We start from the raw sequence: 23142 nt of genomic DNA, 5'->3' as shown, positions 1-23142 counted from the left end.
CGTCTCTAATGATTGTATGATAAAAGGCCGACGCGGTCTGCCGGCCTTTCAAGTGACAGAATCAGTCTGAGGCACGACGGCTCTTCTTCCGATTGAGATATATTCCACGCCCGCCTGTTCCGCTTCCTCAAGCGAGTGGCAGTTTCTCCCGTCGAAAATAACCGGGGTTTCCATCAGCTCTTTGTACGCTTCAAGCGGGAAGTGTTTAATTTGTTCCCAATCTGTCAGAATCAGGACGGCATCCGCTCCCCTGACGGCTTCTTCTATGGACTCCCGATAGGAAACTTCAGCCGGAAGCAGCCCGGAAGCCCGAAATGAAGCGATCGGATCGTACGCTGTCATCCGGGCGTCAAGAGCCGCCAGACGATCCGCAATGACAATGGACGGCGCGTCCCGCATATCATCTGTATTCGGCTTAAAAGACAGCCCTAATAACGCGATGGTCTTCCCCGTCACACCGCCGAGCCTGTTCAGCACTTTATCAACCAGCATGGACTGCTGGTTATTGTTGACTTTAATGACGGACTTCAGCAATTCAAAATCATGCTCCACATGTCCCGCGATCTGCACGAGGGCGTTTGTATCCTTCGGAAAACAGGAACCGCCGTAACCGATGCCGGCTCTTAAGAATTGATTGCCGATCCGTTTATCCAATCCCATTCCGTGTGCGACTGATTCCACATCCGCACCGACTTTTTCACATATATGAGAAATTTCATTAATAAAACTGATTTTTGCCGCTAAAAATGCGTTTGACGCATATTTGATCATCTCAGCGCTTCTGATGTCCGTATGATATACCGGAATCGCAAGCGGCGCGAAAACCCGGTCAAGCGTTTCCCGCGTCTGCCGGTCTTCAGCCCCGATCACGATGCGGTCGCCGTGAAAGGTATCGCGAATTGCCGAACCTTCACGGAGAAATTCCGGATTCGAGGCGATTGAAATGTTCACGTCGGCTTTCAGCCGTGAATGAATAACTTCGCTGATCCTGTCATTCGTTCCCACGGGAACCGTGCTTTTTGTCACGACGATCGCATCTTTAGAAATATGTTCGGCAATCCGTTCGGCGACATTTTCAATATAAGTAAGGTTTGCGTGCCCGTCTTCTTTTTGCGGTGTCCCGACCGCTATAAAAATAACGTCCGCTTCCGCAAGCCCTTTTTCGTAGCTCGTTTCAAATGCCAGCCGATGCCGGCCGATATTTCGTTTCATCATATCTTCAAGTCCCGGTTCAAAGATAGGGGACAAGCCCTTTCTCATCTGCTCAACCTTACGTTCGTCAATATCTATGCATGTTACGTCATGGCCGATTTCTGAAAGAGACACTCCTGTCACAAGACCGACGTAGCCTGTTCCGATCACTGTTATTTTCATCGTGTTCCCCCAACCGTTTAGAAATTGCTGCTGGGCAGCTTACCGTTATTATCATATGATCCCGGCGCCGGCTGAATGCCGGAAGCCCGAGGTCATGATAGGAAAAAACGGCGCCGGCCGCTGATAATAGCATAAGCATAAAAGAATCATCTTGCAAAACAGCCGCTTACGCTTCATTTAAACGGGATGGAGACGACGATTAAAAAAGGCCCCAGCGCTTACGGCGGGCCACAGGCAGCGGAGGTTCCTTATAAACGGCTTTGTTTTCAGCGAGAAGCGCCGCATTTTCCGTGAGCATGTAAATCAGCTCAGCCCCTGCTTCTTTTTTCAGAACGCCGAGCGCCTCCTGATAATAAAAATTTCTCGGTCCGAGATTATGGGCGTCAGATGCGAGAAAGTGGATCAAATTCGCTTCCATCAGCTGCAGCGAAAAGGATTTCGCTTTCCGACCGAATGCTCCGGCAATGCAGCCGGCCGTCACTTGGGCGGCCGCGCCTTTCTTCACAAGATTGTATAGAACGGAAGGGTTTTCGCGAATTTCCCTGTTCCGCTCCGGATGGGCGATGACGGGGACATATCCGTTCAGCTGCAGTTCATAAAACAGCCTTTCAGCGTAGGCCGGGACATGATCCGCCGGAAATTCCGCCAGCACATACTTTGTATTATGGAGCGGAACAAGCGAGCCGCTTTGAAGACCTGCCAGCAGATCTCCGTCTATTCTGATTTCCTGGCCGGGCAGAACAGTCAGCGGAATGCCTTCCTTGTTCAAACGTTTGTTTAACAGGCTGACCGCTTCGTTGACCGTATGCCGGTCCGTGTCATAGCGGTATTTCACATGATGCGGCGTCGCGATGATCGTATCAATCCCCTGTCTGACCGCTTCTCTCGCCATCTTCAGGCTTTCTGTATCATCCGCCGCGCCGTCGTCTATGGAAGGAAGGATGTGACAATGGATATCTATCATATTTCAATCCCTCCTTAAAAAGAATGGACCGCGCCCATTATGACATTATTGTCCGTAATAGGCGTAGTCCGAGTGTTTCGTTTGTTTCTTCCCGTTCATCACGGCCCCAAGGAGCTTGCACGGGCAGTAATCGAGCGCTTCTTTTGCCTTGGCCGCTTGTTCCTTGTCCGTTTTCCCGCTTGAGATCACCATAATGGCCCCGTCAGTGTAGCTGCCTAATATTTTCGTATCGGCTACGGCCAAGACGGGAGGCGTATCCAAAATCACCTTATCATAAACTTCGGCGGCTTCTGACAGAAGATCTTTCATGGCACCCGTCGATAAAAGCTCCGCCGGATTAGGCGGGATCGGCCCGCTCGTTAAAATATCCAGGTTTGCTTCATCAGCCGGCAGGACGGCTTTCTGAAACGGCATCTGTTTTAACAGCAGCGACGTTAATCCGGTTCCGTTGTCCAATTTGAAGGTGAAATGAACCGTCGGTTTGCGCAGATCCGCATCAATTAAAAGCACTTTTTTCCCCTGCTGTGCAAATACGACGGCAAGGTTGGCCGCGGTTGTCGATTTTCCTTCTTCCGGACCGGCGGATGTGATCAAAAGGGACTTCACCTCCGTATCAACGGAAGAAAATTCAATGTTTGTGCGGATCGTGCGATATTGTTCTGAGTTGATGGATTTCGGCTCAGACATCGCGATCACGCTTCGTTTTCCGGGTTTGTCTTTTTTACGCGTCAACATGTCCGCCCCCCGCTTGTTTGGTTTCCGCCATCCTCAAGTTTTTGGCAACGCTGTCTTTAGTACTGATTGAAGTAACCGTTCCCAGGATCGGGATACCGAGCAGCGATTCCAGCTGTTCTTCCGATTTGATCGTATTATCCAGATGTTCCAGCAAAAAGGCGAGACCGATTCCGCCCAAAAGTCCGGCGGCAAACGCAATCGCGATGTTCAGCTTACGGTTAGGCTCTGCCGGTGACTGGCTGTCCGCCGCTTCGGCCTTTGAAAGGATGCTGACATTATCCACGTTCATGATGGCGGTGATCTTGTCCTGAAAAACGGCTGCAACCGCATTTGCCATAACGGCCGCCCGCTTAGCATCCGTATCCCTCACGGCAATCGTCACGACTTGTGAATCCTGCTCGCTGGACACCGTGATTTTCGATTCCAGCTCTTTCGAAGTCATGGACAGATGCAGTTGTTTAATCACCTCATCGAGGATGACCGGACTTTTGATGATGACATTATACGTGTTGATTAATTGGAGGTTGGTTTGAACATCATTGAATTGGACTTCTTTTTGATTGTTTTTGGATTGGCTGACCAAAATTTGAGTTGAGTTTTCATAGACCGGCGTAAGAGCGAAGAAACTGATGAGTCCGCCTGCGGCAGATGCCGCCGCGGTAATAATAAGTATAAACAGCAGACGCTTTCTCAGTATTGCGAATATTTCCTTTATGCTTGTAGATTCTCCCATATAACCTCCATATCACTTTCCGCGTATTCCCATTCCCTCCAATGATCTTTTCCAATTACGATTATACAGTTTTAAACTGTCATTTCTAACCTTTTCAAATGACAAAATTCGACAAAAATAGACAATCACTTCAATCTGTTTTAATTTTGTAAGCGCTTTAAATACTGGTGTCACAGGAAGATTAAAAAATCCCGCGGCCAAGAGCCTGCGGGATTTTATGTTGCATATCCATTTTTAATATAAGAAATCAAATTCTCAAGCATTTCTTTTGTGGTCATCTCAGAGGACTGCTCACCAATGTCGTGCGCATGCATTAAAATCTTCAGAAACTCCTCTTGATCTAACTTCGTTTTCTTCATCATTCGTTTCCTTTCGGCTTCCATTAAATTGAAAACAAGATTATTATATGCTGTCGGGTGCTGTTTTGCAATCTCTAATACATCATTCGACACATTCGGGTTTTTATGTCCTTTTTTAGGAAAAACTTTTTCCGGGCCATGTGTTGCGATATAATAGAGGAATTGGAATCTTTTTATTTTGTGACTCGTTAGGAGCGATAATCATGCTTCAGGATATGATTGCTAAAGAAGATGTGCTCGCAGCGGCTGAACAGCTTAAAGAACTTCTTCCTTACAATGAAGACAATGTTCAGCTGATGAAGAAAGCACTCATTTTATATCGGCAGGATTCCGTCTATCGTATACAGGTTCAAACCCCGACAGAGATTTCCGCATATGTGCAGGATGTTGTGCCTGTAAGGGTCACGCTGAACTTATTTTTCATGGTGAAAAGCGGCTGCGCATGCCCGTCTGAGGCGATCTGCCGCCACGTGCTGGCCGTTTTTCTTTACGTATATGCCCAATTCGAGCGGGTCGGTACCTTTACCGAACATTGGCTGGAAAGAGAAAAGCTTGAGGAAAGCAGGGAGCTTGTCCGCCGGCAGTTTCAGGAAAAAGTGCTGCCGAATGAAGAGTCGCTGTCAAGCTGGCTCGCTTTTTTTGATTCGGAATTCTCGCTGTGGGAGGCGCGGACGCCGGCCGGAAGCCAGACGATGCAGGGCCTTTATTACGGCTATCTGTCAGCGCTCAAAAAACACGCCCCGAAAAAACCCGAGCTTAAAAGCTTATATCAGATTCATTCGGCGCTTGCCGTCTGGCTTCACATGTTCACTTTGATTGAGTCAGGCAGATTGGATGCCGAAAAAGATTATTACAGCATCAATCCATACGTGGAACAGCTGATGGATACGATTTATTCCTCCATTGACAGACTGAAAACGTACGCTTTGTCTTTTTCACTCGATCCCTTTTTAGACCGGACGCCCCCGGTGCTCCGCAGACTGCTTGTGAAAGAAGAGCTTTTTCAATACGAACGCCTCCGGGTATTCGGTGAAATGTGGAGCGCGCTTTTGAACCGGCCGAAATGGGTTGCGCGTGAACAGGAGATTCTCGAACAGGAAAGCGGGCGCCGTTTTTCGCCGGAAGTGCGGTTCGGACGGCTTCATCTGGCCTTTTTGCAAAAAGATGATGAAGCGGTCTTCCAAGATATGTCCCGCTTCCCTCCTGAAGCGCTGCCGTATACCTTTCAATGGCTCGGTGAACTCACCGCGAAAAAAGACTGGAAACGGCTGAAAGCTTGGTATGGCCGGATCGAACCGCTTGCCGTGAACTATACGAAGCTTGATAAGCCGTTTAAAGAAATGCGCGACATTATCGGAGAGCTGTTTGCGCTATTGGCGGATTATGCGCGGCACTCACGGGATGATCAGCTGTTTGAACGGTTTGCTTCCGGCTGCCTTCCCTATACCTTTACCGAATACAGCCAGTACCTGTACGAAAAACGACGGTACGCGGAGTGGGTGGAGATTCACAGCCTCGTCGGTTTTTCCGTCTGGGAAATCGAAAAGGACATCCTGAAGGAAATTGCCGCCAGTGATCCGGAAGCGCTCATCCCCTCCTATCACCGGGCGGCGGCCTTTTTTATCGACCAAAAAAACCGCAGCGCCTATAAAGAGGCTGCGCGCCATCTGAAAAAACTGCGGACGCTTTATAAAAAGGCAAAAAAACAGCAGGTATGGGAGCGGTATATCAGCCGGCTGAGCGCAAGCTACAAGAGGCTGCGCGCCCTTCAAGAAGAATTGCAGAAAGGAAAGTTGATTGATGGCGAGTCTTAAGGAAATTTTCATTCATGTAGAACAAATGGAAGATTGGACATTTACGCTGTCAAGCCATGATGAGAAGGAGCAGCCGCTTACTCTCAGTCAGATGAAGACTCATTTGTTCCAATGGCATGAGTCCACCTTTTACGGAACGTTTCTTGAAGACGTCAGCTTCATCGGCACTCCGGCCGTTCTGCTCAGCCCGTGGATGACCGTCGAGCTGCTCGGAAAAAACTCGTTCAATTCATTCAGCACCGTGCAGCTGACAAAGGAAACGGAACCGTTAATCGAAGCGGCTTCGACGATATACGAATTTATTGCCGACGGCGATTTTCTTCCAGATTATGAGGCTTGGCAAAATGGCGTCCTGCGCTTCAAAGACCGCGAGCTTTTGCTGGAAGGCTTTACGGCAGACTGGTTCTCAGCCGCGGTCCAGGACTACATTCAGTACAATGATGACCTGCTGGAAAAATGGCGGCGGATCGAAACCCGCTCACCGGCCGTTCATACGTTTAAAGGCTCCTTTTTGGATGAAGATGATTTTCTCGAGGGAATCGGCTGGCATGACGATCTGACGCCGTTTACCGTCGGGCTCCGATTAAACGAGCCTGATTTCGACGGTGACGACTGGAAAATCGAAATGTTTTTACGTGAGAAAAAAACCGGCTCCATCACCTTTTTTGACGGACTGAAGGGACTGAAAAAAGCGTGGCAGGCATACAGCGGAAAAATCGCGCGCGAACAGGACCGCTTCCGCAGAACGGTTCCCTGGCTTTCGTTTGATTCAGGAACGACGCTGATATCTGAAGAAGAGGCTTGGATCTTCTTATCGGAAGCGAGTGAGACGCTTGTCGATATGGGTGTGGAGATTCTTCTCCCATCATGGTGGCAGATTGTCCGGGACAGCAATATGATGCTCAAGGCGAAAGTGTCATCCTCGCCGCGGGGCGAGTCCTTCGTCGGCATGAACGCTCTGCTTGATTTCAACTGGAGATTCGCCACAAACGGTATTGAGCTGACAGAGGATGAATTCAATGAGCTTGTCGCAAACAACAGACGTCTCGTCAACATCCGCGGCCAATGGGTGAAAATTGATCCGCAATTTATTAAACAGATGAAAAAACTGATGGAAAAAGCGGAATCTGAGGGCCTCCACATGTCCGACGTGCTGGCGCGCGAACTGATGGATCACGGGGAAAACGGAGCCGAGGACACGGACATCATTGACTCATCGGCATTTGCCGGGATCAAGATCGAATTATCAAAGCAGCTCAGAAGCCTGATCCGCAAACTGACGGAAGCCCGGGATCTGCCGGAACATGAAGTCAGCGCCGCGTTTCAGGGCCAGCTCCGCCCTTATCAGATGTACGGCATGAACTGGCTTCTGTTTTTACGGGAAAACGGCTTCGGCGCCTGTCTCGCAGATGACATGGGACTTGGAAAGACGATTCAGATGATCGCTTATTTTCTCCATGTGAAGGAAAGCGGCCGGCAAAAAGCGCCTGCCTTAATCATTGCGCCGACATCGGTGCTCGGCAACTGGCAGCGTGAGCTCCAGACCTTCGCGCCGCAGCTGAAGGCCGTGCTTCATTACGGTCCCCGCCGGCCGAAGGGGGAAGCATTTGTCCCGGCCTATCAGGACGCGGACGTCGTTCTTACTTCTTACGGCCTGTCGCACGCCGATCAGGAAGAGCTTTCTTCCGTGACATGGAGCACCATCTGCCTTGATGAAGCGCAAAATATTAAAAACGCGCATACGAAGCAGTCCCGCGCGATCAGAAAGCTGAAAGGCGTCCATCATATCGCGCTGAGCGGAACACCGATGGAAAACCGCCTGACAGAGCTTTGGTCGATCTTTGATTTTATGAACAAAGGCTATCTCGGCAGTCTGACCGGCTTTCATAAACGCTATGTGCTGCCGATTGAAAAAGACCGTGACGAAAAAAGAATCAACCAGCTTCAGCAGTTAATCCGGCCGTTTTTACTGCGCCGGACAAAACGGGATGAAGAAGTGGCGCTTAATCTTCCTGACAAGCTGGAACAAAAAGAGTTTATCCCGCTCTCAGCCGAACAGGCATCCCTTTATGAACAGCTTGTCAAAGATACATTTGAACATATGGCTTCTCTGACCGGGATGCAGCGGAAAGCGCTGATTCTGAGCATGCTCGGCCGCTTGAAGCAAATATGCGACCATCCTGCGCTCTATTTGAAGGAAGAACAGACAGAGCTGTTAAACGGGAGATCCGTCAAACTGGAAAAGCTGCTTGATTTAATGGCGGTGATCCGCGGACAAGGGGAAAGCTGCCTCATTTTCACCCAATACATTCAGATGGGCAATATGATGAAGCGCCTCCTGGAAAAAACATTCGGAGAACCGGTTCAGTTTTTAAACGGAAGCCTGTCCAAGCAGGAACGCGATTCTCTCGTCGAACGGTTCCAGAAGAAAGAATACCCGACGCTGATTTTGTCACTGAAAGCGGGCGGAACCGGCCTGAACCTGACGGCTGCCAATCATGTCATTCACTATGACAGATGGTGGAATCCGGCGGTGGAAAACCAGGCAACCGACCGCGCCTACCGAATCGGCCAGGAACGGTTCGTCCACGTTCACAAACTCATTACGACGGGAACGATTGAAGAAAAAATTGATGCCATGCTCGAAACGAAACAAACGCTGAACGATCAGATTATCCAAAGTGAAAATTGGATTACCGAGCTGTCATCCGCTGAGCTTGAAGAATTATTCACCCTCAGCGCATCGGCGCAATCACATTAAACGCAAAAAGGCCGGCTCTCTCAGAAGAGCCGGTCTTTTATGTCGTCCTTACTGTTACGCCGCATTTGCCATGAATGCGTCACGCCAGTCATGAACAGTATCGCCATACCTTTCACAGTAAATTCCTGATCATATGCGCAACGCCGTTTTGATCATTTGTCAATGTAACGGCATCAGCGATCTCCTTAATATCTTCTCTCGCATTCCCCATCGCTATGCCTTTTCCGGCCGCCTGAAGCATTGAATAGTCATTTAAGCTGTCACCGACCGCGGCGGTTTCAGCCATCGGAATGCCGAGCTTTTGCGCCAGCCGTTTGAGCGCCTGCCCTTTAGAGGCGTTTCGAGACGCCAGTTCGAAGTTGTGATCGGCAGAGCTGACAAGGGTGAGATCTTTCTGACCGCTGAATCGGTCCCAGCCCGCTTTCAGCTTCCGCTCATCAAACGAAAATCCGAGAATATTATAAAAATCCAGATGCTCTTCTTTCTCAAAGAGCTCACGGTATGAATGAATGTAAGCAAAGCCGGACTGGCTGTATTGCACTGAAGCCGCCTGTTCCAAAACGGAAAGATCGGTTTCAGGATTGGCGCTTTTCACCCGGTCCATTTCGATATCGAGCAGCTGCCTGCCGGTTTCAGGTGTATAGATGGCTTTGTTTGTAAACACCTCATAGTAATATTGATTCTCTTCAAGCCATGACAAAATGCCGCGGGCTCTTGTTTCTTCAATCGCATCACAGTGGTACAGGCTGCCGTCAGGAGCATGAATGGCGGCTCCGTTTGCGCTGATAATCCATGTTTTTATGCCGAGCGGTTCGAATATGGAGTGCACGTCAAAATGCGCGCGTCCCGTGGAAACCACGATTTCAATTCCCGCTTGCCGGGCTTCCCTTAAAGCCCGCTCATTTTCATCGCTTACTTGATGACTGCTGTTCAGCAGTGTGCCGTCCAGATCTATGGCAATCAGTTTCACATGTCCTCATCCTCTTCTTCAGATTCAGTTACAAGCAATTCTACGCCGTGCCGGTCGAGCAGATCGCAAAAATCCTGATCAGGCAGCTGATCGGTAATCAGCAGGTCAATTTCATGCAGAGCTGCATACTGATAAAAACTCGTACGGCCAAGCTTGGAGTGATCGCTCAGCGCAATCACCTGTTCCGCCTGTCGGATCATTTTACGCTTTACCATGCCGTCTTCTTCATGCGGAATCGTCAGGCCGTTTTCCGAGATGCCGACAACGCCGATCAGCACCTTATCGGCGTGATAATCCCCCAGTTTTTCTACAACGGAAGCCCCGTATAAAAACCGGTGTTCCTTCTGGAGCTTTCCGCCGAGCAGGTGAATATCAATTCCCTCTTTTGCGGAAAGGATATCGGCCTGATTGATCGAATTTGTAATAACAGTGCAGCCGGTGACATTTAAATGCTCCGCGCAGGCCTGCACGGTTGTCGATGTGTCCAGGATGATCCGGTCTCCTTTATGGATCAGGGATGCGGCCAGCTTGCCGATTTTGTTTTTCTCTTCAGAAACGGTTTTCAGCCGGCCCGAATAGCCCGGAACTTCCTGATTCACCGACGGCAGAATCGCGCCGCCCCGTGTTCTGATAATGGCCCCGCGCTCTTTCAGCTTTACAAGGTCCCTTCTTGCGGTATCTCTTGAAATATGAAGCAGCGAACATATCTGTTCAGCGGTGATCCGCCGATGCTGTTTCAAATATTCCATTATCGCAATCAGTCTTTCTTCTTGATACACGTCCTCATTCCCTTTTTCGTCACTTATCTGTAAGTAATTATAAGTTTTTATCCCAATATATTCAATGTTTTTAAGTATTCATAAGCGAAATCACTTCTTTTTAACCATTTTTTAGCTCCCGCACAAAAAAACCAGTCTTTCGACTGGCGAGTGGGAAGGAGGTATTGCGGGGCCCGCTGAAAGGCGGGAAATCGAGGAAAAAACATGCTATTCAGCCAGCGGCTCTTTCCGTTTTTGATCCATAAACCGAACGGTATCAGCCATGACCTCGGTCACATAAACTTTTACGCCGTCTGTCTTTTCATAGCTTCTTGTCTGGATTCTGCCGCTTACACCGACCATTGACCCTTTTTGGCAGTACAATGCCGTGTTTTCAGCGTTTTTTCTCCAGATGGTGCAGTTGACGAAGTCGGTTCCGGTTTCACCCGACGCGCTTTTAAAATTGCGGTTTACCGCCAACGTAATATGCGCGACGGGAATGCCCGCTGATGTAAAACGGAGCTCCGGGTCTTTCGTCAGCCGGCCGACAAGCATAACGTGGTTAAACAAGCCGTATCCTCCTCTCTTTTTCGAGGCTGGCTTCATTGTAGTACAAGGGCTCGTGAAAGCAAAAAGCGGATAAAGCCGTTATTCGTTCAGGCTGCTCTTATGTTTTCGTTTTTCTTTCTGATAAAAAAAACTTTTGTTTTTGGCCGCTTATGTAATATGTATTTTTGAGCAGCCGCGAGAAAAGTTTCGTTTTGAGCCAGTCTTTCTCAAACATGCGGACAAACTTTCCGCCGTCCCATGCGAACCAGTAAAAACTCAGCTTTTTATCAGTCAGTGAAAGCTGAATTTTATACTGTTCCATGCGGTCTTTTGTTTCATATAAAAAGACGACATTTCCCCTTCTGTTAAGATGCACCTCACAATCTTCCTTTTTGCATACCAAGTAGGAATGATCGTCTTTTCGCCTTGAACCGTCTTCTATATAGATTTCCTTCAGGCGCAATTGATTCATAAGCATCTCTCCATGACCATATTCTTTTACATTATAATGAAAAAATAGAAATGATTAAATGTTGACCGCCTACAAAAATGATGAAGCATGTCTTACAGCATTTTCCCGGGAAAAATGATATGTGTTATAATAAATGAACGAAAAACATGGACAACAGGGGTGAAAATAAGAGATGAAAACCTTTAAACTGGTTGATCTGAATGTGGAACGTTTAGATAAAGACGATCAGCCGATTGAGCAGTTTCCCCTTTTAGACGGATTGATTATCAATAAAGAGGACGGAGAAAATCACTGGTTAATTGAAGCACTGGTCCCGGCCGAACACTTGTCTTTTTTTGACATGCTGATGAAAAGCCAGAAAGAAGCGAAGGTGTTTGTAACGATTACGAAAAAAAGCAACCGCCCCGCCCAGCTGACGGGAAGCATCAAAAATATCGTCGAGCTGGAAAGAAGTATACAAGTTTTAATTTACGGTCAAATGGTGTCAAGAAACCACCCCGGATCAGAAAGCATTCTGGAGTCGCTCGTGAAAGAAGGCTACTCGGGCAGCCGGCTGATTGAAGCGTTTAAACAAAAATTATGATCATGAAAAAGGCCGGACGTTAATCATCCAGCCTTTTTTTGTGCACTAGTCATTGTGAGGAGCCCGCTGTTTCAGCAGATCTCTGATTTCAGTCAGCAGTTCTGTCTGCTGATCTGTTTCCTCGGCTTCTTCAGCCTCTTCTTCTGCTTCTTTTTTACGTCTCAGCTTGCCTATTGTGCGGATCACGATAAAAATAGAAAATGAAATAATAAAGAAGTTCACAATCGTTTGAATGAAGCTTCCGTACTTGATATGAGCATCGCCGAATGTCACGGCCAGTCCTGAAAAGTCAAGACCGCCAAGAAGCAGGCCGACAAGCGGCATGATGATGTCTTCAACGAGCGACGTCACGATTTTGCCGAAAGCGCCGCCGATGACGACACCGATAGCCAGATCCATGATATTGCCCCGCATCGCAAAGCTTTTAAATTCTGACCACATCACATTCACCCCTTTCTATACAAAATGGGCTTTTTTATAAGCCCATTTGTTTGCTTTTATTCTCCGAGCGCAAAAGTTAATTCAGCTTCACACACGAGCTCGCCGTCAACTTTGGCAACGCCTTTGCCGCGTCCGATCGTACCGCGCGCGCGGGTAATATCAACCTCAAGCTCCAGCTTGTCACCCGGTTTTACCTGCTTTTTGAAACGGCAGTTATCAATCCCCGCAAAAAATGCGAGTCTGCCCCGGTTTTCTTCTTTAATCAGCATCGCAACCGCTCCGACCTGCGCCAAAGCCTCTACGATTAATACGCCCGGCATAACAGGGTATTCAGGAAAATGGCCGTTGAAAAAATCTTCATTCGCCGTCACATTTTTATATCCCGCCGCCCGTTTTCCTTCTTCGACTTCCGTAATTCTGTCTACCAGAAGAAACGGATAGCGATGGGGAATAATTTCTTTAATTTGCTGAGTATCAAGCATTCTCTTGACATCTCCTTCATCGACAATAGTATGTATAGAAGGCATATGTGGCAACCAATCTGTACATTTGGAAGTATATTATGAATCAATTTCTTTTTCAACCGCGCTGTAAACTGTAACCAGCTGGCAATGAGCCTCGTCCATTAATGTGTTATGATAAATAAAGACTTTTACCCTATGCAAAGAGGTTGGAAGATGATTGCTAAGTTTACTGAAAAACGTACGCTGGTGATGCTGAATGAGTGGTATGACGCCATGGGAAAACGCCAATTCGATCTAGCCCGTTCCCTTCACGAACAAATCAATCAGCATCTCCCCAAATTACAAAAGAATGCAAAGCTCAAACTCAGATATCAGCTGTTTTTCGCACGGTTTCAGCTGCTGTTTGAGAAAAAAGACGGTCTGAATAAGCTGTTCTGCGAGCTGAAGCGGCGCAAAGATGAGATGGATCATGAATTAACTTATTATTTCTATTTTTTCAAAGGGTTATTCCATATGGTGAATGGCGCTCCGAACCGTGCTGTCTGCCGCTTTAAAGAAGCTGAACAGTACCTGCCGGCCATTCAGGACCGTTTCGAAGCCGCTGAATTTTATTATAAAACAGCGGGTGCATATTACATGATGAAGTCGCCTGCGCTCTCCATTCAATATGTCAATAAAGCGCTGGAAATCTATCAAGATGAAGCCGGCTACATCAAAAAAACGCTCAGCTGCCGGCTGCTTCTCGCCGTGAATTATATAGACGAGGCACGCTATGACGACGCAGAACAGCTCTTCAATGAATCCATAAAGATAACGGACCGGATCAATGACAATAACCTGCTGTGCCACGCCTATTATAATTTTGGTTTTTTAAAGACCGCCCAGAAAAAAGATAAAGAGGCCCTCCCTTTTTACAAAAAGGTATTGGGCAATCAGCGTTTCGAGAAAGAGTCTCCCGTTTCCTACCTTCATTGTGTGTACGAAGCGGTCAGAGCACTTTTTAAAACCGGCTCTGCCGCCGAAGGACAAACCGTGCTGCAGAAAGGATTATACATATCTGAAAAAGTGCAGAACAAGATTATGAAATTGAAGCTGACCGCGCTCAACATACTGTACACCGCTCAGGAGGACCCGTACGACCGATTGCAGAAGCTCGTGCTGGAGCTGCAGAAAATTGAAGCGTGGGTGGATTTGGAAGTGCTGCTTCAGGATATTACTGATTACTACAAAAAAAAGGGCGATTTTGAGAAAGCCGCATTTTTTATTATGCGCGGCTGATCAAAACGCCCCTTCTTTTATCTGACTGAGTTGATTAAGCCCAGCATTTGGTCTCCCAATGTAATCGTGCGGCTGTTCAGCTGATAGGAACGCTGAGACACGATTAAGCCGGTCATTTCTTTTGACATATCGACATTTGAACCTTCAAGCGCGCCCTGCTCCATGCCGATTGCCTGCCGGTTTGCGCCGGTAAGCTCTTCAATCGCTGAAGCCCCCGCGCCGTTTACGGAAAACAGATTATCCCCTTCCGCATGAAGCGCCTGCGGATTATTGACATTGACGATGCCGAGATTAAACGTCTGCGAACGGGTTCCCGCCTGGTCTGAAGCAGTCAGCGTTCCGGTTTTGCTGATTTTCAGCTGAGTCAGCGAACTGTCAATTTGTATGGGCTGACCGTTCTCATCGAGAATGGGATTGCCTCCCGCTGTCATCAGCTGAAGCAGCCGGTCATTTCCGCCGGCCGGCTTGAGGGAAAGTGAGCCGTCCCTTGTATACACCCGCCGTCCGTCCGCTTCTGCCTGAAGATATTGATAAGGTGTTGTGAACGCGATATCAAGGTCACGGTCGGTTTTTTTGATGCTTCCCTGCCCTGAGTCCAGCTGCGGAGTCATGACCGTTCCGGCGCCGAGACGCAGGCCGGGCGGCGTTTTCCGCATGTTCGGCGAATTTTCCTTTTTGTCATCTATATGGTCATACTGCTGTCTGATCAGCTCGGAAAAGCGGGAGTCCCTCGCTTTATAGCCTGTCGTATCACTGTTTGAAAGGTTGCTGCTGACTGTATCCATCTGCTGCTGAAGCTGATGTAAGGCTGTTGAAGCCGTCAGCATTGATCTGAGCATCATAATTGAATGTCCCCCATTTTGTTACACTTTGCCGATTTCATTTGCGGCTTTATCCATGCTTTTATCGTAAGCCTGAATGACTTTCTGATTGGCTTCAAATGATCTGTATGCTTCCGTCATTTCTGTATACGTGCTCGTCACGTCCACGTTCGAAAGCTCCGAGACGCCTTGCTTTAATGAATACGAGACTTGGGGATTCGCCGCCGCGCTCGGCAGTTCAGAGCCGTCGGCCGTGCTGTATAGGTCATTGCCGTCCCGTTTCAGATTGCGCACGTCTTCTTCCATTCTGATATCAATCTGCCCCGCCGGCCGGCCGTTTGTCGTGACCGTTCCGTTTTCTGATACGGTGAATTTTTCATTGTCGACTGTAATCGGCTGTCCGTTTGTTGATAACACAAGGTTTCCGTTTATCGTAAGCTGATTGTTTTCATTTAATGAGAAAGTGCTGCTTTTTGAATAGCGGACGCCGCCTGCGGTCTGCACGGGATAAAACAGCTCGGCGTTTTCATTCGTTTCGGCATTCTTGGGAACCTGATTCTCCATAAGCGCGATATCCGTCGGCTGATCGGTCGTTTTCAGGCTTCCCTGCGTAAACAACGGTTTCAGCTCCTGCATGTATACGCCTGTGTTGACGGAGCCGATTTTCGTTTTTTTGTCGCCTTCTATTCGGCTCAGAAGCATCTCGGGAAAGGCGCGGATTGAACCTTGATCCTCTTTGTACCCTGACGTATTCGCGTTTGCGATGTTATTTGACAGCATTTCCGTTCTTCTCTGCTGTGTAATCATTGCGGACGTTGCGGTATATAATCCTTTTAACAAGTCTTCCACCTCTGAAATAGCATTATTTCCAGTTGCCTCACCGGAACATTTGTTCTATAATGAAAATCAGCATTTTTTCTTATTATCGGATTTACATTCCCGTTCGTGAAGGGTTTGACAGAAAAAAACCCCATTCTTTTTCAGAATGAGGTTTTATCATCAGCTCAGTTTGCGTTTTGGAAGCTTGTCCATGTTATCAAGCATGACGCCGGTTCCGACCGCAACACAATCCATCGGGTTCTCAGCGACAAGAACAGGCACCCTCAGCTCTTCGGCAAGAAGCTGGTCAAGCCCGTTTAACAGCGCTCCCCCGCCGGTAATGATAACGCCGCGGTCGATGATGTCAGCGGACAATTCAGGCGGTGTTCTTTCAAGAACCTGCTTGGCGGCCTGCACAATGACGGCAACTGATTCACGAAGGGCTTCTTCTACTTCTTTGCTGTTTACTGTAATCGTTCTCGGCAGACCGGAAACCATGTCACGGCCGCGGATGGTGATTTCTTCATGACGTGCGTCTGGGAAAACCGTTGCGACCTTCACCTTAATATCTTCAGCGGTACGTTCACCGATCAGCAGCTTATACTCGCGTTTGATATAATTTAAGATTTCCATGTCAAACTTGTCCCCAGCCATCTTAATAGAAGAGGAGGTGACAATATCGCCCATAGAAATAACTGCGATATCTGTCGTACCGCCTCCGATGTCAACAACCATGTTACCGCTCGGCTGGAAGATTTCCATACCCGCGCCGATAGCGGCAACTTTTGGTTCTTCTTCAAGGTACACATGCTTTCCGCCGCTTTTTTCAGCTGCTTCTTTAATCGCTTTTTGCTCAACGGATGTAATATTCGTCGGGCAGCAGATCAGCATGCGCGGTTTTGAGAAAAGTCCTTTTACATTCAGCTTATTAATGAAATGTTTCAGCATGGCTTCTGTTACTTCGAAGTCTGCGATTACGCCGTCTTTCAGCGGACGGATCGCAACAATATTCCCAGGTGTACGTCCAACCATTCGTCTGGCTTCTTCACCGACAGCCAGCACTTTGCCGCTGTTTTTATCAAGTGCCACAACGGAAGGCTCATTCAGAACAATTCCTTTTCCTTTTACATGGATCAGTACATTTGCAGTACCGAGGTCAATTCCAATATCCCTTGCAAACATCTATTTATATCCTCCTTGATATCTGTTTCACAGTAAAATATCCACATTGTGCCCTAATTATATATATTATCATAATTTATCAAAAAAAAGCTGCTGAACGATATAAGTTCTTGACAAAATTTTGCGGATATTCGCGAAACCGCCCGGGAGGAGAAAAAAGGGCCCGGCAGACGTCAGGCGCTACGGCTGCTGAACGGGCTCCCCTTCAAGAATTTCATCCTTCTTGTACTTTAATTTCGTCGCCTCTCCCCCTCTTAAATGTCTGATGGATTTATGATAATCGAGTATTTCTTTTACTTCATTCGCCAAGTCAGGATTGATTTCAGGCAGGCGCTCTGTCAGATCTTTGTGTACGGTACTTTTGGAAACACCAAACTCTTTCGCAATGACACGAACGGTTTTTTTCGTCTCCACGATATACTTACCAATCTTGATTGTTCGCTCTTTGATGTAATCGTGCACACCACTCGACCTCCCCAGTTGGATGTGAGAAGTGTGAAATGAGATCCGTATTCTGTAACAGATTCACTGATGATGCAGCTTCTTCGTTGTCCGATTATATAAGAAGGTTTTAGAAATATGCCCACGATCCCTCACCTCAAACACTCTCTTTGATAGGTTTGTAACAGTGTATTAGCAATGAATTGGGAATATGCTAAAAACTCAATAAGGACAAGGGGCGGGTCATAATTTTCTGCTTTTTGATCGGGGGGTTTACATCCGCGCGATCCTGCTGTAGAATGAAACAGCACAATTAGTTACTTAGGTAAGTTTTTTGAAAAGGAGAACGGAAATGATCCACGTCAACAGACGCCTCATTCACCAAATCAATCAATGCGCCCGCCTGATTACGAAGAAAGCCAATGAACGGCTGGAACCATTCGGCCTGTACTCCTCTCAATGGTCAATCCTATATTGCTTAAAAACGATCGGACCGATGACCCAAAAAGAAATCTGGTCCTATCTGAACGTAGAGGCGCCGACCGTTACCAGAACAATCAAACGCCTTGAAGAAAACGGCTGGATTCAGCGGGAACAGGGAGAAGACAAGCGGGAAAAGCTCGTCGTCCTGACGAAGGAAGCTGAATTGAAATACGACAGCATCAATCAAGAGATGCTGAAGTTCGAGGAAGACATGCTTGCGGATTTCCAAGATGGAGATAAGGAAGCTTTTTCTGAGTTTCTGAATGTGTTTTTAACGAAATAGAAAAGAAAGGGAAGTGCTGTACTTTTGAGTAAATCTGACTCGATCTGGACCAAAGATTTTATTATGGTCGTACTCGTGAATTTATTTGTCTTTGTGTTCTTTTATACATTTTTGGCCGTGCTGCCTATCTATATGATTCAGGAGCTTGGCGGCAGTGAATCGCAAGGAGGGCTTTTGATCAGCCTGTTCCTGTTATCTGCTATTATCACCCGTCCTTTTTCAGGGGCGATTATTGAACGGTTCGGCAAGAAAAGAATGACGATTGTATCCTTGGCGCTGTTCGCCCTGTCTTCTTATCTGTATTTGCCGCTACACAATTTCTATCTGCTGCTCGGACTGCGTTTTTTCCAAGGCATCTGGTTCAGCATTTTAACGACGGTCACGGGCGCAATTGCCGCTGACATTATTCCTGCCAAGCGGCGCGGCGAGGGGCTCGGTTATTTTGCGATGTCTATGAACCTTGCCATGGCGATCGGTCCTTTTCTCGGACTGAGTCTTGTGAAAGTCATTTCGTTCCCGGTTTTCTTTACGATTTTTGCCGTATTTGTTTCTTTAGGCTTGCTGATTGCTTTTATGATTCGTGTGCCGGATCAAAACAACAGCGGAACGACTGTCTTCCGTTTTTCTTTCTCCGACATGTTTGAAAAAGGCGCGCTTAAAATCGCGATTGTCGGGTTGTCCATTTCTTTCTGTTATTCAAGTGTGACTTCATATTTATCCGTTTATGCAAAGACGATCCACCTGTTGGATGTCAGCGGCTATTTCTTCGTCTGTTTCGCAGTGACGATGATGGCCGCCCGTCCTTTCACAGGAAAGCTGTTTGACAGAGTGGGGCCGGGAATCGTCATCTATCCGTCGATTATCGTGTTCTCCGCGGGGCTTTGCATGCTGGCGATGACAAACAGCGCCCTCATGCTTCTCTTGTCCGGTGCCGTAATCGGTCTCGGATACGGCTCTATCGTACCTTGTATGCAGACACTGGCGATTCAGAACTCGCCCGGACACCGTTCAGGCTTTGCGACGGCTACCTTCTTCACTTTCTTTGACAGCGGGATTGCCGGCGGATCCTATGTATTCGGCCTCTTTGTCGCTTCGGCCGGATTCCATTCGATTTATCTGGCAGCGGGGCTGTTCGTCCTGATTGCTTTACTCCTGTATGGCTGGAGCCAGAAAAAAAGAACGCCGCTTGAAGCGGACGGAAACGTTTCAATCGCAGACTGATATGACAAAAAGCCGGGGGCAGCCCCGGCTTTTTTTATTCGGCCGCTCTTTCCCGCGCGATTCGTCTTGCCGCTTTTACATAAGGAGGATGAATATACATAAGCGCCGTATAACCGAGACATGACAAAATGACACCCGCAAACCAGGAGATATCATAGATGCCGGCGAACGCCGGGACGTACATCCCGATTAAAGAAATAAACGCGCCGAGAAAGGTCGCGGCAAAGGCCCGGTAATTATAGCCTTTGTAATAAGTGTACTGTCCGGTTTCCGAATAAAGGTCTTCAACTGAGAGCCGCCTTTTTCTGATGATAAAATAATCAGCCATCATCACCCCGGCCACCGGTCCGAGCATCCCGCCGATGAGCCCGAGAAACGCATAAACATTCGTGGCGCTCTCCATCAGCTTCCACGGTATTGTGAACAGAGCCAAAACGGCGGTCAAATACCCACCCCTCCTGAATGTAATATACTTCGGCAGGACATTCGCCAAGTCATAGGCCGGTGACACGATGTTTGCCGCCACGTTAACCGAGACGGCGGCGATGCAAAGTGTGATGACCGAAAGAGCGATAACAAAAGGATTATCAAACCGGGCCAAAATCTCCACCACATCCCAAATCGGTTCTCCGAATGCTACTTGTGATCCGGATGTCACCGTGATGCTTGCAAACGCGAACAGCGCAAACGTTCCCGGCAGCCCGTAAAACTGGCCGCGAATCTGTTCTTTTTGCGACGCGGCGAACCGGGTGAAGTCAGGGATATTCAGGATCAGCGTCGCCCATATTCCGATAATGCCCGTCACCCCTGCTGCAAACGGCCAAAACGTTTCAGAAAAGGTGTGGAACTTTCCCGGCTGTGAGTAAATCGGTCCGAGCCCGCCGGCAATATCTATCGCCCACCAGACCATGCCGCCGAAGACGAGATAAACAAGCGGGCCCGCCCACACTTCAAATTTTTTGATTGATTCCATGCCGTGCCGCAGTACAAGCAGATGAATGCCCCAAAAGAAAATGAACGACAGAAAACCCGGCAGATGAAGCCCGAGTATATTCCAATCTCCGCCGAGACTCCCCCAGCCCAGCCATATGTTCAAAAGCAGAATGTGTAAAGCCGTGCTCCCGGCAAATGTTTGAATTCCGAGCCACATGATGGCTGTAAACGCCCTGAGAAGCGCCGGAATGTTAGCGCCGTATATTCCGTAAGAAGCCCTGATAATGACCGGAAAAGGCAGTCCGTATTTCGTTCCGGCATGGCCGTTCAAGGCCAAAGCGGCGAACAAAATGAGTGACGCCGTCACGATAATGGCGAGCACCTGCCACGGAGAAAGACCGATCGCAATGAGCCCGCCCACAGTCGCGTAGGTCGGGATATTATGAATACAACCCATCCAGATGGATGCAAAATTCACCGCTTTCCATGTCCGTTCGCCGTCTTCTAAAGGCAGTAAATCTTTGTTGCTTAGCCGATCACTCGTTGTTTTTTTCATTTTCTCCCTCCCGCATGTGCGTTTTCCTTACATCACATGTGAAAAAATATAACTGAAAATTCCGTAAATAACATTGGTCGCTGTCGACAATAATCGTTTTGATTTTTGAGCACATTACACAAAAAAAGAGACGGGGAGAGCCCGTCTCTTTTTGTTGCGCCTGTTAAGAGGCTTTTTTGAGGAGAACCGAAAACCGGAACGCCATCAAAAGGCTTACAGCGCCGACAACGATAAGAATCGTCCCAAGCATATGAAAATGGCCGGCGGTAATTTCTTTTCCGAAAAGAATGCCCAAAATGACAGAAGACAAAATCGAACCGAGATACCGGCAGGTCTGAAACAGGCCGGACGTTGTTCCGACCATGTCGGCGGGGCTCGTTGTCAGCATGGCCGCCTGAAACGTGACATTTCCGAAGCCGTAGCCGACACCCAGCACGGACAGGATCAGCCCTTTTCCTATCATGGGCGCCTGAAGAAAGAAAAACGTTAACAGCACCGCTCCGATCGCGGTCAGGCAGGTTCCGGCAACAATCGGCTGAAGAAGCCCTTTCTTATCTATCCATTTTCCGGTCAGAGGCGACACCAGAATACTCATGCCCGACATAAACAGCATAATCAACCCGCTTGTCTGAACGGACAAATGCATTTCATCCTGAAAATAGCTCGGAAGCCCGAAAAAGATGCAGTAAAAGAATATATTCAGCAAAATAAATTGAATATACACCGACGATAGTTTCCGATGCGTTTTAAACAGCCTGACATCAATAAACGGTTTCTCTGTTTTCAGCTCGCGCCAGATAAACAGCCCGACAAACAAAAGCCCAAATACGCCTTCTGTATAGTGAGGCTTCGTACTGAAGGACAATAAAAACGACAGGAGAAGGATAATCGCCCCGGCAAACAGGAGTATCCCGATCGTATCAAGCTGGCGGAGCACACCTTTCAAGCCGCCGATCTCGCGTTTTTCATCTTTCGGAAACATATACATTCCGAGAAAAAAGCTGAGAATGATAAACGGCAGATTGACGAAAAAGATTGCCGGCCACCCTCCCCAAACGATCAGAAAACCGCCGAGAGTCGGACCGAGCGCCGTCATGGCTGATGCAAAGATTGACAGGACGGCCAGCGCCGAAGCCTGCTTCTCCCGTATATTTGAACGGATCAATCCGACGCCGGACGGATATATCGCGCTGCTTCCGATCGATTGAAAAAGCCGCATGACCAGCAAAGTCATAAAAGTCGGCGCAAACGGCGCGCCGACCGCTGAGACGGCAACAAGCAGAAGCCCGATCAAAAACAGCTTCTTCCTGCCGAGCATATCACCGAGCTTCCCGGTAACAGGCTGCGCCACCGCGCTGGCCAGATAAAAGGACGATATCAGCCAGGACACCGTTGTAAACGACAGGTGAAATTCATGCTGAATACTGTGAAGCGCAAGAGAAATCATCGACGAGTTCAATGGGTTCAGCATCGTCCCCGAAGCCACGGCTGTCAAGAACAGGACGCGGCTTTTTTTGGAGATTGTCATTTTGTCTGTGCGATAAATTCTTCCGTCGTCCGGCTTCTGCCGATTTTCGGGAAGATAAACTTGAGTGTCGCTTCGTGCTGTTCATCGCTGAATGTCGCCATCGCGTCAGTTACGAAAACTTGCTGATACCCGAGCTGAAAAGCTTCTCGCGCCGTGCTCTCCACACCGATGTTTGTCGCAATCCCGCATAACACAATCGTGTCGATCCCCCGTCTTCTGAGCTGAAGGTCCAGGTCCGTGCCGAAAAACGCGCCCCACTGCCGTTTTGTTACCGTATAATCATTTTCTTTCACTCCGATGTCAGGCACAAATTCAGCCCAGTCCGCCGGCGGAGCCGAATGGCCCGCCGCCTCTTCATCCGTCAGCGGCTTCAGCGCATCCGCTCCGTCATGAAAATCCACGTTCACAAAGCTGATAAATCCGCCTTTTTCCCGGAACACCTCAATTAATTTTTTCGCGTTCGGCACAACGGTACCGCTTTTATCCATCGGCACAATGCCTTTTTGTAAATCAATAAGGACCAAAGCCGTTTTTTCAAATTGCAGATTTAATGATGTTGTCATAATGATTCCTCCTGATGCAGTTAGTGTTTCTCACCCCGTTTATTTTACTCTTTCCCG

General features: G+C 48.2%; 24 protein-coding genes. 6 read left to right on the top strand and 18 right to left on the bottom strand.

Annotated elements, in window-relative coordinates; all coding sequences use genetic code 11:
* Window positions 1-48: 48 nt before the first annotated feature.
* The 5 genes from AC3WTF_RS16225 to AC3WTF_RS16205 all read right to left on the bottom strand — a co-directional run bounded on the left by AC3WTF_RS16225 (window position 49) and on the right by AC3WTF_RS16205 (window position 4165).
* Window positions 49-1374 (bottom strand): UDP-glucose dehydrogenase family protein, encoded by a 1326-nt coding sequence (locus tag AC3WTF_RS16225; protein ID WP_129003476.1) that lies wholly within the window; start codon window positions 1372-1374, stop codon window positions 49-51.
* A gap of 199 nt (window positions 1375-1573) precedes the next feature.
* On the bottom strand, window positions 1574-2338 hold the full coding sequence (locus tag AC3WTF_RS16220) for a tyrosine-protein phosphatase (protein ID WP_015418388.1): 765 nt from the start codon (window positions 2336-2338) through the stop codon (window positions 1574-1576).
* Window positions 2339-2383: 45 nt separating this feature from the next.
* The gene (locus tag AC3WTF_RS16215) at window positions 2384-3073 is read right to left on the bottom strand and encodes a CpsD/CapB family tyrosine-protein kinase (RefSeq protein WP_007407551.1); all 690 of its coding nucleotides are present in this window, start codon (window positions 3071-3073) and stop codon (window positions 2384-2386) included.
* Window positions 3060-3806 (bottom strand): protein-tyrosine kinase activator TkmA, encoded by a 747-nt coding sequence (tkmA, locus tag AC3WTF_RS16210; protein WP_007407552.1) that lies wholly within the window; start codon window positions 3804-3806, stop codon window positions 3060-3062. Before tkmA ends, AC3WTF_RS16215 begins: the two co-directional genes overlap by 14 nt.
* A 215-nt stretch (window positions 3807-4021) precedes the next feature.
* The gene (locus AC3WTF_RS16205) at window positions 4022-4165 is read right to left on the bottom strand and encodes a YwzD family small protein (RefSeq protein WP_003151259.1); all 144 of its coding nucleotides are present in this window, start codon (window positions 4163-4165) and stop codon (window positions 4022-4024) included.
* Between the two features lie 203 nt (window positions 4166-4368).
* On the opposite strand from AC3WTF_RS16205, the gene AC3WTF_RS16200 reads away from it, so the two are divergent.
* Both AC3WTF_RS16200 and AC3WTF_RS16195 read left to right on the top strand, forming a co-directional pair.
* Window positions 4369-5979, top strand: coding sequence for an SWIM zinc finger family protein (locus tag AC3WTF_RS16200; protein WP_020956456.1), 1611 nt, complete (start codon window positions 4369-4371; stop codon window positions 5977-5979).
* On the top strand, window positions 5966-8740 hold the full coding sequence (locus tag AC3WTF_RS16195; RefSeq protein ID WP_007407554.1) for a DEAD/DEAH box helicase: 2775 nt from the start codon (window positions 5966-5968) through the stop codon (window positions 8738-8740). Before AC3WTF_RS16200 ends, AC3WTF_RS16195 begins: the two co-directional genes overlap by 14 nt.
* Before the next feature lie 112 nt (window positions 8741-8852).
* On the opposite strand, the gene AC3WTF_RS16190 is transcribed toward AC3WTF_RS16195, so the two are convergent.
* The 4 genes from AC3WTF_RS16190 to AC3WTF_RS16175 form a co-directional block, all read right to left on the bottom strand.
* Window positions 8853-9710 carry a Cof-type HAD-IIB family hydrolase gene (locus AC3WTF_RS16190; protein WP_039063770.1) on the bottom strand — a complete coding sequence of 286 codons (858 nt, stop codon included), beginning with the start codon at window positions 9708-9710 and terminating at the stop codon, window positions 8853-8855.
* Window positions 9707-10489, bottom strand: coding sequence for a transcriptional regulator GlcR (gene glcR / locus AC3WTF_RS16185; RefSeq protein ID WP_020956457.1), 783 nt, complete (start codon window positions 10487-10489; stop codon window positions 9707-9709). Before glcR ends, AC3WTF_RS16190 begins: the two co-directional genes overlap by 4 nt.
* Window positions 10490-10696: 207 nt before the next feature.
* On the bottom strand, window positions 10697-11038 hold the full coding sequence (locus AC3WTF_RS16180; RefSeq protein WP_003151249.1) for a single-stranded DNA-binding protein: 342 nt from the start codon (window positions 11036-11038) through the stop codon (window positions 10697-10699).
* A 97-nt stretch (window positions 11039-11135) separates the two neighbouring features.
* Complete coding sequence (locus AC3WTF_RS16175) at window positions 11136-11489, bottom strand: hypothetical protein (RefSeq protein ID WP_003151247.1); 354 nt, start codon at window positions 11487-11489, stop codon at window positions 11136-11138.
* Window positions 11490-11661: 172 nt separating this feature from the next.
* Between AC3WTF_RS16175 and AC3WTF_RS16170 the strand changes: the two genes are divergently transcribed.
* On the top strand, window positions 11662-12072 hold the full coding sequence (locus AC3WTF_RS16170) for a YwpF-like family protein (protein ID WP_012118638.1): 411 nt from the start codon (window positions 11662-11664) through the stop codon (window positions 12070-12072).
* A gap of 45 nt (window positions 12073-12117) precedes the next feature.
* On the opposite strand, the gene mscL is transcribed toward AC3WTF_RS16170, so the two are convergent.
* Window positions 12118-12513 (bottom strand): large conductance mechanosensitive channel protein MscL, encoded by a 396-nt coding sequence (gene mscL / locus AC3WTF_RS16165; protein WP_003151243.1) that lies wholly within the window; start codon window positions 12511-12513, stop codon window positions 12118-12120.
* A 56-nt stretch (window positions 12514-12569) separates the two neighbouring features.
* Entirely contained in the window at window positions 12570-12995 is a 426-nt protein-coding gene (fabZ, locus tag AC3WTF_RS16160) for a 3-hydroxyacyl-ACP dehydratase FabZ (protein ID WP_003151242.1), read from the bottom strand.
* Window positions 12996-13190: 195 nt separating this feature from the next.
* On the opposite strand from fabZ, the gene AC3WTF_RS16155 reads away from it, so the two are divergent.
* Window positions 13191-14255: a tetratricopeptide repeat protein gene (locus tag AC3WTF_RS16155; protein ID WP_007407559.1), complete on the top strand. Its 1065-nt coding sequence runs from the start codon at window positions 13191-13193 to the stop codon at window positions 14253-14255.
* A 17-nt stretch (window positions 14256-14272) separates the two neighbouring features.
* Here AC3WTF_RS16155 and AC3WTF_RS16150 read toward each other — a convergent pair whose 3' ends face one another.
* The 4 genes from AC3WTF_RS16150 to spoIIID all read right to left on the bottom strand — a co-directional run bounded on the left by AC3WTF_RS16150 (window position 14273) and on the right by spoIIID (window position 17539).
* The gene (locus AC3WTF_RS16150) at window positions 14273-15094 is read right to left on the bottom strand and encodes a flagellar hook-basal body protein (RefSeq protein ID WP_335536558.1); all 822 of its coding nucleotides are present in this window, start codon (window positions 15092-15094) and stop codon (window positions 14273-14275) included.
* 24 nt (window positions 15095-15118) lie between these two features.
* On the bottom strand, window positions 15119-15916 hold the full coding sequence (gene flhO / locus AC3WTF_RS16145; RefSeq protein WP_007614310.1) for a flagellar hook-basal body complex protein FlhO: 798 nt from the start codon (window positions 15914-15916) through the stop codon (window positions 15119-15121).
* Between the two features lie 159 nt (window positions 15917-16075).
* Complete coding sequence (gene mbl, locus AC3WTF_RS16140) at window positions 16076-17077, bottom strand: cell shape-determining protein Mbl (protein WP_003151237.1); 1002 nt, start codon at window positions 17075-17077, stop codon at window positions 16076-16078.
* 180 nt (window positions 17078-17257) lie between these two features.
* Window positions 17258-17539, bottom strand: a complete 282-nt coding sequence (spoIIID, locus tag AC3WTF_RS16135; RefSeq protein WP_003151236.1) for a sporulation transcriptional regulator SpoIIID — start codon at window positions 17537-17539, stop codon at window positions 17258-17260.
* Between the two features lie 331 nt (window positions 17540-17870).
* Between spoIIID and AC3WTF_RS16130 the strand changes: the two genes are divergently transcribed.
* A complete protein-coding gene (locus AC3WTF_RS16130) occupies window positions 17871-18284 on the top strand; it encodes a MarR family winged helix-turn-helix transcriptional regulator (protein ID WP_007407562.1) in 414 nt (137 codons plus the stop codon).
* 24 nt (window positions 18285-18308) lie between these two features.
* Window positions 18309-19505, top strand: coding sequence for an MFS transporter (locus AC3WTF_RS16125; RefSeq protein WP_012118641.1), 1197 nt, complete (start codon window positions 18309-18311; stop codon window positions 19503-19505).
* 34 nt (window positions 19506-19539) lie between these two features.
* Here AC3WTF_RS16125 and AC3WTF_RS16120 read toward each other — a convergent pair whose 3' ends face one another.
* The 3 genes from AC3WTF_RS16120 to AC3WTF_RS16110 all read right to left on the bottom strand — a co-directional run bounded on the left by AC3WTF_RS16120 (window position 19540) and on the right by AC3WTF_RS16110 (window position 23085).
* Window positions 19540-20994, bottom strand: a complete 1455-nt coding sequence (locus AC3WTF_RS16120; protein WP_020956460.1) for an NCS1 family nucleobase:cation symporter-1 — start codon at window positions 20992-20994, stop codon at window positions 19540-19542.
* Between the two features lie 163 nt (window positions 20995-21157).
* Window positions 21158-22522: an MFS transporter gene (locus tag AC3WTF_RS16115; protein WP_020956461.1), complete on the bottom strand. Its 1365-nt coding sequence runs from the start codon at window positions 22520-22522 to the stop codon at window positions 21158-21160.
* Complete coding sequence (locus AC3WTF_RS16110) at window positions 22519-23085, bottom strand: isochorismatase family protein (RefSeq protein ID WP_020956462.1); 567 nt, start codon at window positions 23083-23085, stop codon at window positions 22519-22521. The genes AC3WTF_RS16115 and AC3WTF_RS16110 overlap by 4 nt, the downstream gene beginning before the upstream one ends.
* Between the last annotated feature and the right edge of the window lie 57 nt (window positions 23086-23142).

This window comes from Bacillus sp. EB106-06-01-XG163 (genome assembly GCF_058791615.1).
Note: the sequence above shows the minus strand (reverse complement) of the source record. Positions and strands in the feature narration are given on the sequence as shown.